Source organism: Rheinheimera mangrovi (genome assembly GCF_003990335.1).
Classification (GTDB): Bacteria; Pseudomonadota; Gammaproteobacteria; order Enterobacterales; family Alteromonadaceae; genus Pararheinheimera; species Pararheinheimera mangrovi.
The window spans coordinates 2,567,909-2,585,000 of the sequence record NZ_CP034683.1 but is presented as its reverse complement, the minus strand read 5'-3'; the positions used below and the strand labels follow the sequence as shown (position 1 = coordinate 2,585,000).

General features: G+C 46.6%; 12 protein-coding genes, 2 tRNA genes and 3 rRNA genes (1 of these 17 only partly in view). 10 read left to right on the top strand and 7 right to left on the bottom strand.

Annotated elements, in window-relative coordinates:
* The 6 genes from EK374_RS11640 to EK374_RS11615 all read left to right on the top strand — a co-directional run.
* Window positions 1-74 (top strand): 16S ribosomal RNA (locus tag EK374_RS11640); it begins 1,462 nt to the left of the window's first position.
* A 207-nt stretch (window positions 75-281) separates the two neighbouring features.
* Window positions 282-358 (top strand) — tRNA-Ile (locus EK374_RS11635).
* Between the two features lie 44 nt (window positions 359-402).
* Window positions 403-478 (top strand) — tRNA-Ala (locus tag EK374_RS11630).
* Window positions 479-662: 184 nt separating this feature from the next.
* Window positions 663-3,544: ribosomal RNA gene (locus EK374_RS11625) — 23S ribosomal RNA — on the top strand.
* 76 nt (window positions 3,545-3,620) lie between these two features.
* Window positions 3,621-3,735, top strand: a 5S ribosomal RNA gene (gene rrf, locus EK374_RS11620).
* The 16S, 23S and 5S rRNA genes sit together here with 2 tRNA genes alongside, the layout of an rRNA operon.
* A gap of 536 nt (window positions 3,736-4,271) precedes the next feature.
* Window positions 4,272-4,544, top strand: coding sequence for a hypothetical protein (locus EK374_RS11615; RefSeq protein WP_127023574.1), 273 nt, complete (start codon window positions 4,272-4,274; stop codon window positions 4,542-4,544).
* Window positions 4,545-4,576: 32 nt separating this feature from the next.
* On the opposite strand, the gene EK374_RS11610 is transcribed toward EK374_RS11615, so the two are convergent.
* From EK374_RS11610 to EK374_RS11600, 3 genes are all read right to left on the bottom strand, one after another.
* Entirely contained in the window at window positions 4,577-5,689 is a 1,113-nt protein-coding gene (locus EK374_RS11610) for an META domain-containing protein (RefSeq protein WP_233280237.1), read from the bottom strand.
* A gap of 75 nt (window positions 5,690-5,764) precedes the next feature.
* A complete protein-coding gene (locus EK374_RS11605) occupies window positions 5,765-6,658 on the bottom strand; it encodes an alpha/beta fold hydrolase (protein WP_233280236.1) in 894 nt (297 codons plus the stop codon).
* Window positions 6,659-6,761: 103 nt separating this feature from the next.
* On the bottom strand, window positions 6,762-9,374 hold the full coding sequence (locus EK374_RS11600) for a TonB-dependent receptor plug domain-containing protein (RefSeq protein ID WP_127023571.1): 2,613 nt from the start codon (window positions 9,372-9,374) through the stop codon (window positions 6,762-6,764).
* Between the two features lie 290 nt (window positions 9,375-9,664).
* On the opposite strand from EK374_RS11600, the gene EK374_RS11595 reads away from it, so the two are divergent.
* The gene (locus EK374_RS11595; protein WP_127023568.1) at window positions 9,665-11,881 is read left to right on the top strand and encodes a S9 family peptidase; all 2,217 of its coding nucleotides are present in this window, start codon (window positions 9,665-9,667) and stop codon (window positions 11,879-11,881) included.
* A gap of 30 nt (window positions 11,882-11,911) precedes the next feature.
* On the opposite strand, the gene EK374_RS11590 is transcribed toward EK374_RS11595, so the two are convergent.
* Window positions 11,912-12,895, bottom strand: coding sequence for a 2-hydroxyacid dehydrogenase (locus tag EK374_RS11590; protein ID WP_127023565.1), 984 nt, complete (start codon window positions 12,893-12,895; stop codon window positions 11,912-11,914).
* Between the two features lie 89 nt (window positions 12,896-12,984).
* Window positions 12,985-13,470, bottom strand: a complete 486-nt coding sequence (locus EK374_RS11585; protein WP_127023562.1) for a glutathione peroxidase — start codon at window positions 13,468-13,470, stop codon at window positions 12,985-12,987.
* Window positions 13,471-13,571: 101 nt separating this feature from the next.
* Between EK374_RS11585 and EK374_RS11580 the strand changes: the two genes are divergently transcribed.
* Complete coding sequence (locus tag EK374_RS11580) at window positions 13,572-14,459, top strand: NAD(P)-dependent oxidoreductase (RefSeq protein WP_127023559.1); 888 nt, start codon at window positions 13,572-13,574, stop codon at window positions 14,457-14,459.
* Between the two features lie 11 nt (window positions 14,460-14,470).
* Here the strand turns inward: EK374_RS11580 and EK374_RS20685 are convergent, their stop codons facing one another.
* Window positions 14,471-14,641 (bottom strand): hypothetical protein, encoded by a 171-nt coding sequence (locus EK374_RS20685; protein ID WP_164731864.1) that lies wholly within the window; start codon window positions 14,639-14,641, stop codon window positions 14,471-14,473.
* 93 nt (window positions 14,642-14,734) lie between these two features.
* On the opposite strand from EK374_RS20685, the gene EK374_RS11575 reads away from it, so the two are divergent.
* Together EK374_RS11575 and EK374_RS11570 are read left to right on the top strand one after the other, a co-directional pair.
* Complete coding sequence (locus tag EK374_RS11575) at window positions 14,735-15,760, top strand: GlxA family transcriptional regulator (RefSeq protein WP_127023556.1); 1,026 nt, start codon at window positions 14,735-14,737, stop codon at window positions 15,758-15,760.
* Between the two features lie 102 nt (window positions 15,761-15,862).
* Complete coding sequence (locus EK374_RS11570) at window positions 15,863-16,378, top strand: hypothetical protein (protein WP_127023553.1); 516 nt, start codon at window positions 15,863-15,865, stop codon at window positions 16,376-16,378.
* A gap of 49 nt (window positions 16,379-16,427) precedes the next feature.
* Here EK374_RS11570 and EK374_RS11565 read toward each other — a convergent pair whose 3' ends face one another.
* Window positions 16,428-17,090, bottom strand: a complete 663-nt coding sequence (locus EK374_RS11565) for a CoA transferase subunit B (protein WP_127023550.1) — start codon at window positions 17,088-17,090, stop codon at window positions 16,428-16,430.
* Window positions 17,091-17,092: the final 2 nt, after the last annotated feature.

The window sequence follows — 17,092 nt, the reverse complement described above, 5'->3', positions numbered from 1 at the left end:
CTTTGTGATTCATGACTGGGGTGAAGTCGTAACAAGGTAACCCTAGGGGAACCTGGGGTTGGATCACCTCCTTACCTAAAGCAGACTAGTTCGTGTAGTGTCCACACAGATGATTGATTGATACGTAGAGCAAACAGTAAAAGCGGTATCCGCGAGGGTAACGCAGGATGTTTGGTTTAGCGCAAAGCGTAGCCTGAGCGAATGAAGGAGTGTACGAAAAGTACATGACTGAGTGAGCGATGGTTGCAACGAAGCGATAAGGCAAACAGACAAGTTAGAGCTGGTCTGTAGCTCAGGTGGTTAGAGCGCACCCCTGATAAGGGTGAGGTCGGTAGTTCGAGTCTACTCAGACCAACCAATTCGCTGCAAGTCAGCTTGACAACGAATGAACCAATGTAGATTGGGGTTATAGCTCAGCTGGGAGAGCGCCTGCCTTGCACGCAGGAGGTCAGCGGTTCGATCCCGCTTAACTCCACCATTCCTTGTGAAGGATTACTGTTTGAAAACTCAAAAACAACCATTCTTTGAAAGAATTGTTCTTTTTGAGCTTTATGCTCGAAGTGCTCTTTAACAAATTGGCAAGCTGATAGAAAGAAACAAGGTAAAACAATTTATTTGTGAACCTTATCACACCTATAACTTCAGACATTTTGGGGTTGTATGGTTAAGTGACTAAGCGTACACGGTGGATGCCTTGGCAGTCAGAGGCGATGAAGGACGTGCTAACCTGCGAAAAGCTGTGAGAAGTCGGTAAGAGACGTTAGACTCACAGATGTCCGAATGGGGAAACCCACCTGATTTATCAGGTATCGTATGATGAATACATAGTCATACGAGGCGAACCGGGAGAACTGAAACATCTAAGTACCCCGAGGAAAAGAAATCAACCGAGATCCCCTTAGTAGCGGCGAGCGAACGGGGGCTAGCCCTTAAGTTGGTAAAGCGTTAGTGGAACGCTCTGGAAAGTGCGGCGATACAGGGTGATAGCCCCGTACACGAAAAGGCTTTATCAATGAAAACGAGTAGGACGGGACACGTGGTATCCTGTTTGAACATGGGGGGACCATCCTCCAAGGCTAAATACTCCTGACTGACCGATAGTGAACCAGTACCGTGAGGGAAAGGCGAAAAGAACCCCTGTTAGGGGAGTGAAATAGAACCTGAAACCGTGTACGTACAAGCAGTGGGAGCCCACTTGTTGGGTGACTGCGTACCTTTTGTATAATGGGTCAGCGACTTACATTCTGTAGCGAGGTTAACCGAATAGGGGAGCCGTAGGGAAACCGAGTCTTAACTGGGCGAATAGTTGCAGGGTGTAGACCCGAAACCGGGCGATCTATCCATGAGCAGGTTGAAGGTTGGGTAACACTAACTGGAGGACCGAACCCACAAATGTTGAAAAATTTGGGGATGACTTGTGGATCGGAGTGAAAGGCTAATCAAGCTCGGAGATATCTGGTTCTCCTCGAAAGCTATTTAGGTAGCGCCTCGAGCGAATACCATTGGGGGTAGAGCACTGTTAAGGCTAGGGGGTCATCCCGACTTACCAACCCTTTGCAAACTCCGAATACCAATGAGTACTACTCGGGAGACACACGACGGGTGCTAACGTCCGCCGTGAAAAGGGAAACAACCCAGACCACCAGCTAAGGTCCCAAAGTCATGGTTAAGTGGAAAACGATGTGGAAAGGCATAGACAGCTAGGAGGTTGGCTTAGAAGCAGCCACCCTTTAAAGAAAGCGTAATAGCTCACTAGTCGAGTCGGTCTGCGCGGAAGATGTAACGGGGCTAAACCATGCACCGAAGCTGTGGACTTGCACTATGTGCAAGTGGTAGAGGAGCGTTCTGTAAGCCGTTGAAGGTGACTCGTGAGGGTTGCTGGAGGTATCAGAAGTGCGAATGCTGACATAAGTAACGATAAGGGGAGTGAAAAACTTCCCCGCCGGAAGACCAAGGGTTCCTATCCCATGCTAATCAGGGTAGGGTAAGTCGGCCCCTAAGGCGAGGGCGAAAGCCGTAGTCGATGGGAAACGGGTTAATATTCCCGTACCGACAATACTGCGATGGGGGACGGAGAAAGCTAGGCAGGCATGGCGTTGGTAGTCCATGTGAAAGTGCGTAGGAAGGGGGATTAGGCAAATCCGGTTCCCTATATTCTGAGACACGAGACGAGCCACTAAGGTGGTGAAGCTGTTGACGCTACGCTTCCAGGAAAAGCCTCTAAGCTTCAGGTATTGTCGACCGTACTCGAAACCGACACAGGTGGTCAGGTAGAGCATACCAAGGCGCTTGAGAGAACTCTGGTGAAGGAACTAGGCAAAATAGTACCGTAACTTCGGGAGAAGGTACGCTCTTGTGTGTGAAGGACTTGCTCCGTAAGCATATGAGAGTCGCAGTGACCAGCTGGCTGCAACTGTTTATTAAAAACACAGCACTCTGCAAACTCGTAAGAGGACGTATAGGGTGTGACACCTGCCCGGTGCCGGAAGGTTAATTGATGGGGTTAGCGCAAGCGAAGCTCTTGATCGAAGCCCCGGTAAACGGCGGCCGTAACTATAACGGTCCTAAGGTAGCGAAATTCCTTGTCGGGTAAGTTCCGACCTGCACGAATGGTGTAATGATGGCCAGGCTGTCTCCACCAGAGACTCAGTGAAATTGAAATTGCGGTGAAGATGCCGTATACCCGCGGCTAGACGGAAAGACCCCGTGAACCTTTACTATAGCTTGGCACTGAACATTGACCCTACATGTGTAGGATAGGTGGGAGGCTTTGAAGTTGGAACGCCAGTTCTGATGGAGCCGTCCTTGAAATACCACCCTTGTATGTTTGATGTTCTAACGTGGGTCCCTGATCGGGATTGCGGACAGTGTCTGGTGGGTAGTTTGACTGGGGCGGTCTCCTCCTAAAGAGTAACGGAGGAGCACGAAGGTTGGCTAAGTACGGTCGGACATCGTACGGTTAGTGCAAAGGCAGAAGCCAGCTTAACTGCGAGACAGACACGTCGAGCAGGTACGAAAGTAGGTCTTAGTGATCCGGTGGTTCTGTATGGAAGGGCCATCGCTCAACGGATAAAAGGTACTCCGGGGATAACAGGCTGATACCGCCCAAGAGTTCATATCGACGGCGGTGTTTGGCACCTCGATGTCGGCTCATCACATCCTGGGGCTGAAGTCGGTCCCAAGGGTATGGCTGTTCGCCATTTAAAGTGGTACGCGAGCTGGGTTTAGAACGTCGTGAGACAGTTCGGTCCCTATCTGCCGTGGGCGTTGGATGATTGATTGGAGTTGTTCCTAGTACGAGAGGACCGGAATGAACGAACCGCTGGTGTTCGGGTTGTCATGCCAATGGCACTGCCCGGTAGCTATGTTCGGAACGGATAACCGCTGAAAGCATCTAAGCGGGAAGCCGGCCAAAAGATGAGTCATCCCTTGTACCTTGAGTACACATAAGGGTCGTTGGAGACCACAACGTTGATAGGTGAGGTGTGGAAGCGCAGTGATGTGTTAAGCTAACTCATACTAATTGCCCGAGAGGCTTAACCATACAACGCCCAAGGTGTTTGTTGGTGTGATAAAGAATTCTATCGGTTTGCTTGTTAAAGACATAAAAACAGTTTTTGCCTGGTGGCAATAGCGCTGTGGAACCACCTGACTCCATTCCGAACTCAGAAGTGAAACGCAGCCGCGACGATGGTAGTGTGGCAGATGCCATGCGAGAGTAGTTCACCGCCAGGCTCCCAATTAAGCCAGAAGGCCCAGTCTAACGACTGGGCCTTTTTGCTTTATGCGAATTTAGTGGTGGACCATTCGAGCAGGGCATTCCCCATGCGACAAAAACGTCCGGAACGTTTTTGGACCGCCAACGGCGGGTCCCGCAGGGACGAACCCCACGGACGGGGTGAGCAACGTAGTTCACCGCCAGGGTGAAACAGGGAATTCGGGACGCAAACAGTTTTGCGTCACGCCTGTTTCACGCATTGAGCTCTGCGACCAAACTGCCGGGAGCAGTTTGGGACCGCTTCAGCGGGTCGCGAAGCGACGAGGCCCAGGATGGGTCGAGCACTGTAGTTCACCGCTAGCCGGACAAGACGCCCTGCTGCCGCCTCATTGCCCGCACTAAAGTACTTCACCGCCCCCCGAATTCAACACCTTACCGCTCTTAAAATTCCAAACGGGCGCCCACAAGGGACGCCCCAACAGGCGATTGCAGCCTACTTAGATTTATGCAAAAGTACTCAAATTCAAACAAATATAAAATCTTAAGGCAACTGATGTCAGGCAAACTACGCAACTACAGCAACAATGTATTTATCGCCTTAAGTCGCTTACTAAACGCCATACTCGGTGGTAATCCGAGTTTAACTTTAAGTGCAAGAGCCGGTCTGAATTTTAGAAATGGGCAATGGAGGCAACGGAGATTGTTGATCAACAGACTATTCTGGCTACAGCTGGACCATTGTGAATTCGCAATACGGTTGGACACAGACAGAAATCAGCAAGCATTAGGAGAAGTAGAAAATACAACAAAAACAGAGCCTTTGTGACATCAAGCGACATCACAAAGGCGCAAGCAGTATTAATTTAAAGCAGGTTTCATTTCCACAACTACTTCATTGTTGTGGAATAACTGTAACTTATCGCCGTTTAACTCTATACGATCAGCCATTTGTAAGTGCTGAGTAAAGTTTGATTCATAGTAGTTACTTTGAGCACAATACTTTTTAGTACTGACTAAAGGGTTAACTTTCAACAAGTTAGAGCTTTGGCTGTAGCTGGCGTTAAATACGTTACAACCTGAGAACCCGTACAACTTAGCATTGTCGTTAAACAGCATACGTAAGTTGTACTGCTGTGGCACCTGGATAAACTTTACTCGTTCTACACGCCAAACAATTCCTTGCACCTTAGCAATGTTCATGATGTCAGGACAGGTTGCGCCAGGCCAAAACTGTTCAAACTTTTCAACAAACAGCATCTTGTCTTCTTTTGGACTTTGGCGCGCAATCATAGTGGCTATTACAGCTTTGCCGTTCAGATTCTTGTCTGTCTGATAGCTACGCAGCATAGGAATATGATGTTGAGTCATGGCAATAGTTGATTTCTCACCATTGTTGCACGAGGTAAAAACCGCATTATTGTCAATGACCTGATACATACCTAACATCTGCATGCTGGTATCCAGTTTAGTGAAATTGTTTAAGCGAACTAACTCATAGTTATCTTTCGACACCACGGGTTTACCGGCTTCATCCAGCAACACTACTTTGTTGTTGCTGACAAACTGAAATGACGGAATCTTAGTTTGCTGTGACATCAGGTGGATAACCCGACCTTCCAACAACCAGGTCCCCTTGACAAGGTTTACTTCATGCTGGTCAATAAACTCCTGACGAGCTTCAAATTTACCATCCTGAAACAAATTCACGTGATACTTTACGCCCGCGCAGCCTTCACAAGGCAAAGTACCAGTAAAACTCATGTCTCTGTCGATAAAAATATGACCAAAATCAGTGGCCTGAGCCTGAGCCACGTTGTCATTTAAAACTTCATTTTCGACGAGTTCAGGTTCAACTGTTACCACAGGCTGACTGACCTCACTGACCGGTGCTGGCGCTTGCTCTGGTAACTGGCTACAACCAGCCAAAGCCAAGACTAAAGCGCTTAAAATAAAACTTTGCTTCATATTCATTTGGATCCGGAGAAAATTGGCGCCATTATAAAGCAACTGTACAGACAGTCGAATGGTATTGCTGATTAAAAATTGTCATATTTTATGATTTGCTTGTTGTTGCAGGAACTGTCGGACCAGATCGGCACTTTCATTTGGACTTTCCTGCATAAAACAATGTCCACCTGTGACTTTTTGCAACTGAACTGAAGGATTTAACTTACGCCATTTTTCTGCCGATTTACTGACAAAGGGATAGGTCTTGTTACCGTAGATTAGTAAAACAGCGTTGCAATTCTGTCTGAGCTGTTTCCAGAGTTGTTTTGGGTAAGATGCAAAGATCTCAGCTTCGCGCTCAGCTTTGCATTTGAGCATCAACCCCTGATTGCTGTGATGCAATGCATGATCGATATAGCTTGCCAGTGCGTCGTCCTGCCAGTTTTTAAACATCCCCCTTTGATGCAAGTAACGGTAAGCTGAATCTTTATCAGGCCAGTGCTGGCGGCGGTTTAAGGCTTTTTTGGCCATAGGATTTTTTTTATATAAACCCAGCCAGTCCAAAGCCTGCATCAAGGTCAACATTCCTGGTGTAAATAAAACAGGGTCAAGTAACACAACGGCATTAAAAGGGCTATTGGTTTTGCTGTTGATCAGTGCTGTTAACACGCCACCAAAACTGTGACCCACACCATAACAAGGTACAGTCGCAAATAAGTGTTTATGAGCATGCCAAGCCTCCATTGCCAAATCTGCACTTTGGTTCCAACCGACAAAAGTTCCGCCGTGGTCACTGTCGCCATGGCCTTGGGCATCAGATAAAAACAGGTCAAAGTAGGGCAGCAACTGAGCTAAAAAGGGTTGGTACATTCTGCTGCAATAACCATTTCCATGCAGAATATGCAGTACAGCTTTACCTGTAGGGACAGTATAAAATCCACGTAATGTAAAACCGTGCCCGGTAGAGTAACTCCAGGGTATTAAGTCCATCATTGATCTTTTCTGGCCAAACCTGTCAGCACTTTGCCATGGTCATACCAGATCTGCAAATACAAAAGCCCGGTTTATACCGGGCTTTTGGTTTTAGCTACAGTGATCAGAAGCTATAGTTCAGACGGACGTAGTAGAAACCGCCGTTAATACCCATAACTGCTGTAGTCGGATACTTAGAACCTGCTATACCTTGCCATTTATGTTCATCAGGATAGGCGTCAAATACGTTTTGAGCGCCTACGCTGATTTCATAACTGTCATTTACGCTATAGCTGACTTCTACGTCTGTAGTTATAGCTGAACCCACTTCAATTGGGATACCGCCATCAGATTCCAGTAATACACCGTTATCTAAGTGATCTTCGTAGAAGGAACCAAAATGGTTAAAACGCACATAACCTTTCCAGTCACCATAGTTCTGGTTCACAGTAAAGCTACCACGAACACGGGGTAAACCTCGTTCCAGCTGCTCTTTCTTCGCATCGCTGATGTTGGTTTTTAACACACCATCGATCAGATATTCGCTGATGCGATCCACATTAGTGTCGGTCCAGTTATAAGCAAAAGCCAGGGTAGTGCGGCCGTTCCACAGATCAAATCCGTAGTTAGCAACTAAGTCTAAACCTTGCGTTGTTGTATCAAAGTCGTTGGTGAAGTACTTCACACTGGTAAAGCTGCTGGCATCTTTTACGCCTAAAGCTAACAGAGCTTCAATATCTTTGTCTGTCAGATCCAGTGACGAGGTTTGACTGATACGGTCTTCCACTTTGATATGGAAATAATCCAAAGTGACGTACCAATCGTTCACTTCAAGCACAGTACCTACTGAGAAGTTTTTCGACTCTTCAGGAGTTAAAGGCTTACCACCTTTTTGCAGCGAAATAGGGTGATCTGGTGGTAGGGTTGCAGTATCAACCAGACCAGCAGGGCTGAATGAGGTGGTCACGTTACGCACGTGACTTTGACCTACTGTTGGTGCGCGGAAACCAGTACTGGCAGCGGCACGTAAGGCAATCTCTTCTGTAGCCTGATAGCGTGCAGTGATTTTGCCATTCGTGGTATCACCAAAGTCTTCAAAGTCTTCAAAACGCAGTGCAAAGTCCATACGGAAGTTGTCACTGAATTCAGCACCCAATTCAGAGTAAGCCGCATAGCTATAACGATTAAATGAGCCAGCGTCTTCCGGCTTAAAGCCCGGGAAACCGTTTGAACCTATGCCAAAACCTTGTGACGCCAATGGGCCTACTTCAAAAGAGGCTGCATCGCCGGCATAAATTTCGAATGTTTCATCACGGTATTCAACACCACCAGCCACATTCAGTGGGTAAGGCAGACCATCTACATCGAATGGTTTGTTGAAATCCAAGTTGGCTGCTTTTTCCAGTTGTACGTATTTACCTGGTTTAAAGGAGCGCGGAGTATCAGGGCCTAATGAAGGGTTCAGAGTGTTATTGATATAAAACTCAACTTCACTGCGACCAACAGACATACTGGCATCAAATGCCCAGCCAGAGTCCAGTTCGCCTTTAACGCCAGAGGCAATGGCGGTATCAGTCACCACACCGCCAAATTTAGGGGTAAAACCACCTGGTAACATACCGTAGTAGGTAAAACAGTGATCTGGCAGTGCGTCCACATCAGCCATAATAGCTGCGTGATCACGAATGTTATCGCCTGTCATAGCTGAAATAGAAGGACAATCGCCTAAACTTTCATCCAGATTGCCAATCAACAGGCTTTTTCCGTCATCATTAGAATAAACACCGCTGCGCTTTGTTGGATGGCGATAATAAAAACCACCTTCTACATCACGTTCTGCCCAGTTGGTAAATAAATAAAACTCTTTGTTTTTGGCTACTTCTAAACCCACATTGGCAAATAATTTGGCGTCACGTTTAAATTCAGGTGAACCCCATACCTGAGCAGGATTTTCAATGAATGGATTGCCCGCGGCGGTTGAAGCGGCAGCATCGCTACGCTGAACTGAACGGCTGGTTGGGTCTGCTTGTTTAAACTCACCACTGATGTTAGCAAAGCCTTTGTCAGTGAAAGGTAAACCTATGTTGCCTGACACCTGACGTAAATCACCGTCACCTTCATAGTGCTGACCACTTTTCACTTCAAAAGAACCACCTTCAGCAGCGTCTTTTAAACGGAAGTTAATCACGCCTGCTATAGCGTCAGAACCGTATTGCGCTGCAGCACCATCTCGTAATATCTCGACTTGTTTTAGTGCAATGGAAGGGATAACAGAAATATCCGGGCCTTGTGAACCGTCTGATATACCACTACCTAAGAAGGTAATAACTGCCGCACGGTGACGTCTTTTGCCGTTCACTAAGATCAGAGTGCTGTCTGGTGGCAGGCCACGTAAGTTAGCAGGACGAATTAATGTTGAAGCGTCGTTGATAGGCTGAGCGTTAACGTTAAAAGAAGGGACTGCAGCGGTCATTAAACTGACCATATCACTGGTGCCGGTTTTTGAGAATTCTTCGCCACCTATAACGTCTACTGGTACGGCTGAATCACCTACGGAGCGTGGTGCGCCGCGGGCACCTATAACAGCTATTTTTTCAACTGATGCATCTTCGGCTTTTTTTTCTGCGGCGTCAGGAGTTTCCTGCGCCAATAATGAAGTACTGAATAATAAACTGCCGCATAATGCGATTTTTATAGCGGCAGCAACTGGATGGTAGTGGATTGATTCTTTCTTCATGGGTTGCCTTCTCATCTGGATTTTTGTTTTGGCTCATTTTTATCTACGAGCTCTGCAACGACCATATTTGAAAAGGTTAACTTTGTCCATCGCGATTTTTGGTTATTTCGGCGCTCATTTTTGGTGATTTGCCGCACCATTCTGGTGCTGCTGCTGTGTTGTATGGCGTTTGGAAGGAAAAATAAATAAAAAAATTGAACGTAAATAACAGAAAAATGTCCGATCTGGCTTGCTGTTTTACTCAAAGTCGATTCAGATAGCAGGGTTCATTTAATCAAGGACTTCTAGTAGTGAAAAAACTTCTGACTCCGGCATGCTTGGCAACTGTATTACTCTCTGCAACGGCGCAGGCAAACGTCAATTTACCTCTGGAACGTTTGTTTGCAGAACCTGCATTAAGCGGCACCGCGCCACGTTCTTTAAGCTTTTCTCCTGATGGCAGTCGTGTCACTTACCTTAAAGGGAAAGACACAGACGCGAACAGACTGGATTTATGGCAATACCAGCTAAAAAGCGGGCAACACAGTATTTTAGTTGATTCGAATCAACTGTTTAGTGGCCCTGAGCAGCTATCTGATGAAGAGAAAGCCAGAAGGGAACGTTTACGCTTATTTGCCAGTGGTATTGTTAGCTACAACTGGTCAAAAGATGGTAAGGCCTTGCTGTTTCCGCTCAATGGCGATCTGTATTATTACGATTTAGACAGTCAAAAATCGCGCAAACTAACCAACACTGAAGCCTTCGAAACCGATGCACAAATATCGCCCAAAGGCCGGTATGTATCTTTCATCCGCGAACAAAATATTTTTGTGCTCGACCTGAAATCAGGCAAAGAAACTCAGTTAACCACTGATGGTCAGGGTCTGATTAAAAACGGCATGGCCGAATTTGTCGCGCAGGAAGAAATGGGGCGGATGACAGGCTACTGGTGGGCTCCGGATGACAGCAAAATTGCCTTCAGTCAGATTGATGAGTCACCTGTTGCTGAAGCTGTGCGTAATGAAATTTATGCCGATGAAATTAAACTGTTTAATCAGCGTTACCCATTTACCGGCACGGCCAATGTTAAGGTGAAGCTCGGTGTGGTTGCAGTGCAGCAACCTGCGGTGCAATGGCTGGACTTAGGCATGGAGCAGGACATTTACCTTGCCCGTGTCAACTGGAGCAAATCAGCATCGTTGCTGACGTATCAATGGCAAAGTCGCGATCAGCAGCAGCTGGAGCTGCGTTCTGTGGAGCTTCCTTCCGGCGCAACGAAAGTGCTGCTGAAAGAACAAAGCCCAACCTGGCTGAACTTAAATGACGATCTGCATTTCTTAAAAGATAAACAGCATTTTGTCTGGGCATCAGAACGTGATGGTTATAAGCATCTGTACTTGTACAAACTTGATGGCACTTTGGTTCGTCAGTTGACCAAAGGTGACTGGATTGTTAATAAGATCGAAGCCATTAATGAAGAACAGGGCATCATTTATTTCTCAGGACGCAAAGATACACCGCTGGAAAGTCATTTGTATTCGGTACCAGTGAAAGGAGGTGAGAGCAAGAGGCTTACTCAGGCTGAGTTCTCGCATGCTGTAGTGATGGCAGAAACAGGCCAGAGCTTTATCGACAGTTACTCCAGTGTATTACAGCCAACTAAAGTGGAATTGAAGAGTGTCAAGGGTAAAGTGCTGACTGTGCTTGAGTCGAACGATGTGTCTGGTTCACATCCGCTGGCGCAGTACAAAGATAAACTGGTGAAACCTCGGTTTGGCACTTTAAAAGCCAAAGATGGCCAAGCCTTGTATTACCGTGTATTTGAACCTGCAGCGCTTGAAAAAGGCAAAAAGTATCCTGTGGTTGTTGGGGTATACGGTGGACCAGGTGCCCAGCGTGTCACCAATAGTTGGAGCGCCAAAGACTTGTATTTCCAATACCTGGCACAAAACGGCTATGTAGTTTTCCAGTTGGATAACAGAGGTTCAGAAAATCGAGGTAAGGCATTTGAAGATCCAATCTACAAAAAGCTGGCTGTAGTAGAGCTGGAAGACCAAATCACTGGTGTGGAGTATTTGCGCAGTCTGCCTTATGTAGATGCTGATCGCATTGGTATTTATGGTCATAGCTATGGTGGTTATATGAGCATTATGGCGATGTTCAAAGCGGGCGACTATTTCAAAGCTGGCGTGGCCGGAGCTCCTGTCACGGATTGGGCTTTGTATGATACCCATTACACAGAACGCTATTTAGGCCACCCTGCAACGAACAAAGCCGGCTATGAGCAAAGTTCAGTTTTCCCTTATGTCAAGGATTATCAGGGCAACCTGTTGATTTATCATGGCATGGCAGATGATAACGTACTCTTTACCCATAGCACCAAGCTGTACTCTGAATTGCAAAAGCAGGGGAAATTGTTTGATAGTATGGATTATCCTGGCAGCAAACATTCAATGTTTGGTCAGCCAGTGCAAACCCATTTACATAAAACCATTACGGCGTTTTTTGAACGTCAATTAAAGCAATAATTTGAGGGCGGGCATTTAACCCGCCTTTTATCATAATTCGTTGCCACTTAATCTGTTGGCCTGAAACGCCAGCAGATTTTCACTGGTCACCTGACAAATCTGTTGCAGAGCTTCCTGGGTGAAAAAGGCCTGATGCCCCGTGATCAATACGTTAGGGAAGGTCAGCAAACGTTTAAAAACTTCATCGTCAATCAGTTGGCCGGACAAATCCTGAAAAAACAAATCCGCTTCCTGCTCGTACACATCCAGACCTAAATAACCAATCTTTCGGCTCTTCAAGGCCTTAATCACAGCTTTGGTGTTAATTAAGCCACCCCTGCTGGTATTGATCAAAGTGACGCCATTTTTCATCAATGCCAGACTGTTGTCGTTGATCAGATGCTGAGTCTGTGGGTTCAGAGGGCAGTGCAGGCTGATAATATCTGACTCAGCCCACAGCTGTTCCAGCGGCACATAAGTGGCGCCAGCTTTCACCAGCTCTTCATTTTGTTTGATGTCATAACAGAGCAGTTGCATGCCAAAACCAAGCAATATTTTGGCTGTTGCTACCCCTATACGTCCTGTGCCGACCAGTCCGGCCGTTTTACCGTGCAGGTTAAAGCCGAGCAACCCATCCAGCGCAAAATTATCATCCCGCACTCTGTTGTAGGCTTTATGTAGTTTTCGGTTTAAACACAGGATCATGGCGACTGTATGTTCGGCCACTGCTTCAGGTGAATAGGCGGGGACCCGGGCAACCTGCAGCCCCAACTCTTTGGCTGCAGCTAAATCGACGTTATTAAAGCCAGCACAGCGTAAGGCGACCATGCCGACACCCATAGCTTTCAATTCTGCCAGTACAGGTTCGGATAAGTCGTCATTCACAAAAACACAAACCGCCTGGTAACCCTGAGTTAATCCGGCACTGTGTTTATTCAAAGGCACATCAAAAAAGCTGAACTCAAGACGTGGGTCTGCCCATTGCTTAAAACTGTCCTGATCGTATTTTTTTGCGCTAAAAACTGCAATTTTCATAACTGAGCTCCTTGCTTGCTGATCTGCAAATCAGAGTAACGCAAAAAACTGCAGAATTTATTGTTTTTAATCAAGCTGTTGTTTTTAACTTAGCTGGCCAGCACTTCTTCTATAGACTGATGCAGACTGGACGGCTTAGTCCGTGGTGCATAACGTTTCACCACATCGCCCTGGCGGTTCACTAAAAACTTGGTGAAGTTCCACTTAATAGCCCGGGTTTTCATCAAACCACGAGCCTGATCTTTTAAGTACTCAAACAAAGGTTCTGAATCCAGACCATTGACCTGCACCTTGCCAAAAACCGGAAAGCTGACGCCGTAATTCAACTGACAAAATTGCTGGATCTCTGCATTAGAGCCAGGTTCCTGCGCCCCAAACTGATTACAGGGAAAAGCCAATACCACAAAGCCCTGCTCTTTGTATTGCTGATACAAGGCTTCTAATTCCTGATACTGAGAGGTAAAGCCGCACTGACTGGCTGTGTTGACTATCAGCACCACTTTATCCCGGTATTGGGCTAAATCCACGTCCTGATCCTGACTATCCTTCACTTTAAAATGATGAACCTTTGGCATAACTGTCCTTTTGTGCAACTCGTCTGATGCTTTTGCGTCAGAGCCCCTGATTCTAGTAAGCTTCTTTGCATTCCAGTCTGTCACAGAAATAAGTCAAAATTATGTCAAATTTATCACAACAAAAAGTTGCTTTCGTCGGTTTGGGGGTGATGGGTTATCCTATGGCCGGTCATTTGCAGCAAAAAGGTGAACAGGTTTGTGTATACAACAGAACGCAGCAGAAAGCTCAGGATTGGGTAGCGCAGTATGGCGGTACTAGTGCACTAACTCCGGCAGAAGCAGCGTCTGGTGCCGATTTAGTGATGTTATGCGTAGGGAATGACGATGATGTGCGTTCTGTGGTCTATGGCGAGCACGGCGTACTGGCCACTATGCAACCAGGTGCGACATTAGTGGACCACACTACAGCTTCGGCCGATCTTGCCCGTGAACTGGCGCTTGCCTGCAAGGAGAAAGGCATTGGCTTTTTAGATGCGCCCGTTTCAGGGGGGCAGGCCGGCGCTGTGAATGGGTTATTGACCATTATGCTGGGTGGTGAAGCAGATGATTTTACCAAAGCAGAAGCGACATTGATGAAGTATGCCCGCAGTGCCCGTTTGTTAGGGCCAGCAGGTTCTGGTCAATTGGCCAAAATGGTCAATCAGATTTGTATTGCTGGTGTAGTGCAGGGCCTGGCCGAGGCTATGCATTTTGCTCAGCAGGCAGGCCTTGATGGTCAGGCGGTGCTGGATACTATCAGCAAAGGCGCTGCTCAGTCCTGGCAAATGGAAAACCGCGGCTCCACTATGCTGCAAGGCAAATATGACTTTGGTTTTGCCGTGGACTGGATGCGTAAAGATTTAGCCATCACCTTAAACGAAGCCCGTCACAACGGAGCCACTTTGCCATTAACTGCTTTAGTTGACCAGTTTTATGCCCAGGTACAAGCCATGGGCGGAGGCCGTTGGGATACCTCCAGCCTGCTGACTGTTCTGCAGCGTAAAGGCTAACGCTGTAAGTTTTAATCATCGAGGCCGGTGCTGGCTAAACCTAAAGTCAGCACCAGTAACAAGGGGATTTGCACCAGATGCAGCAGCGGATCCGGATTAATCTGCAAGGCCAGACCTACCACCATAGCCCAGACTAAAGCCAGTAACGCTAACACAGTTGTACGTTTTGACAGTTGAAACATAACCACCTCCTGTTGTTGATGTGGCTACTTTACTCTGCTTAAAAACCAGCCTAAAGTGTCACTAATGACGTAATAGCGGCTAAAAGTGACATCATGAAACGTATTGGAATTTGGGTTGATCACGACATAGTGATGAGTAGCGTCACAGGGGTGATGGATTTTTTTACCTTCTGTAATAAATACTGGCAACTGATCCAGCAAACTGATCAACAGTTGTTCGAAACCGTGTTCATGGGGCCTAACCCTGTGGTACAGCATGGCGCCTTTAGCCTGGAGGTTGAGGCCGTTGATTTCGGTTCTATTGATATCCTGCTGATCCCTGGTTTTTACGCTTACAACCCAAAAGATCTGGTGCGTGTCAGTCAGCAATTACAGCTATACACAACAGAGTTGCAGGCCATGCTAGCGCAAGGTAAATGGCTGGGAGCCTTTTGTAATGGTACTTTTGCTTTGGCCGGCACAGGTTTACTGAACGGCTTACAATCGACTTCGGTTTGGTTTTTTAAAGACTATTTTCGCCAGATGTTTCCGCAGGTCAAACTGGATCTGCAACAGCTGGTGGTCCAACAGCAAAGAATTTTGACCGGCGGGGCTACCACTTCCTATCTGAATTTGTGTCTGCGTTTTGTTGAGCTTTGTATGGATACGGCTTTTGCACAGCAAATGGCAAAAATTATGCTGACGGATCCAAACCGGACTTCTCAACTGCCTTATCTATCTTTACAACTGGCCCCTCAACACAAAGATGCGAAGCTGGCAGAAATTCAACAGTATTTGCAGGCTCATTTGGCAGAAGCTGTAACGCTGGAGCAGTTAGCCGATCAGTTTGCGATGACGCCCCGTACTTTGATCCGGCGTTTTAAGCAACATTTAGACGAAACCCCTATGGCTTATCTGCAGCGGTTACGGATCGAGAGAGCGAAGTCTTTGCTGGAGAATACCTTATGGACAGCAGAAGATATTATGCAGCAAGTGGGTTATGAAGACATTTCGTCGTTTCGGAAGCTATTTGTGCATTACACCAGCTTGACGCCCAAAGCCTATAGGCAGAAGTTTATGTTTGAACCGCAGGTTGACTGTTGTCCGGTCAGCGGTCGTGAGCGGGAAACCGCAGCTTAAATGAATGCAATTATGTTATTTAACAATAATTAACAAATGAATCAGGAAAAGTTTGTTTTGTGCTATTATAATGTGGCCAATTCATTGATGAAAGTAAATTAAATGTATTTGTCTGAAATCGGCTGGCATCTTTATGCGCTGCTTTTTATTCTTTGTATATTGCTCCCGGCTCTTGTGTTATGGGCTCTGGTGTATTTCAAACCGCGTTGGTTAAGACAATCTTTATGGGCATTCAGCTTGTGTAGTTTGTGCTTTTTGGTTCTTAGTCTGAAGTTTAGTGATAACACTTTGTTAATGACCGATAGTTCCTTAGAGCTAAAAGCAGGTTTGTATCAAACCAGAATTGATGATATTCACTCGGCGCAAAGTAAAGTGTCAGTGGTAATTTGTGACGAGTTGGGCGAGTTTAAACCTGTCATCGCGGTCAACGCCATTAATCTGCCGAATTACAAAGTGGGCTGGTTCAGATTGGCCAATCAGCAGACTGCTTTTGTCATGTTAATTGGCAATATTGAAAAAGTAACAGTGGTCAGTACCAAAACCGCGATCGCTTTAATTAGCGGCGATATTAACAGAGACAATGCTGGTGCTGGTTTACAGGCTAAGGCGTTTCGCTAGAGTGAAAAAGCAGGGACTAAGTTCAATCAGTCCCTGACTTTAACGCGTATTAAGCAGGGAATTGCATTTCCGGAATATCACCAGAGATCACTAACTTACCCGCAGTTTTCTGCTGAATTTCTTCCACGCTAATGCCAGGTGCTCTTTCCAGCAAATGGAAAGCGCCGTCCCGAACTTCCAGCACAGCTAAATCCGTGACAATTTTCTTCACACAGTTGACGCCTGTCAGAGGCAAAGTACAGCTGTCCAGTAACTTGGAGCTGCCGTATTTATCCGCATGCGTCATAGTGACAATAATATTTTGTGCGCCAGCCACTAAATCCATAGCGCCGCCCATACCTTTGACCAGTTTGCCTGGGATCATCCAGCTGGCGATATTGCCGTTTTGATCCACTTCAAAAGCGCCTAATACAGTTAAATCGACATGACCACCACGGATCATGGCAAAACTTTCCGCTGAGCTGAAAATGGCAGCGCCTTTTATGGCGGTGACCGTTTCTTTACCCGCGTTGATCATATCGGCGTCTATTTCAGCTTCGGTTGGGTAGGGGCCCATACCTAATAAACCGTTTTCCGATTGCAGCATCACTTCAATACCAGCAGGTACATAGTTAGCAACCAGAGTCGGGATACCAATGCCTAAGTTAACGTAATAACCGTCCTGTAATTCCTGAGCCACCCGCATAGCGACCTGTTCACGTGATAATGCCATTT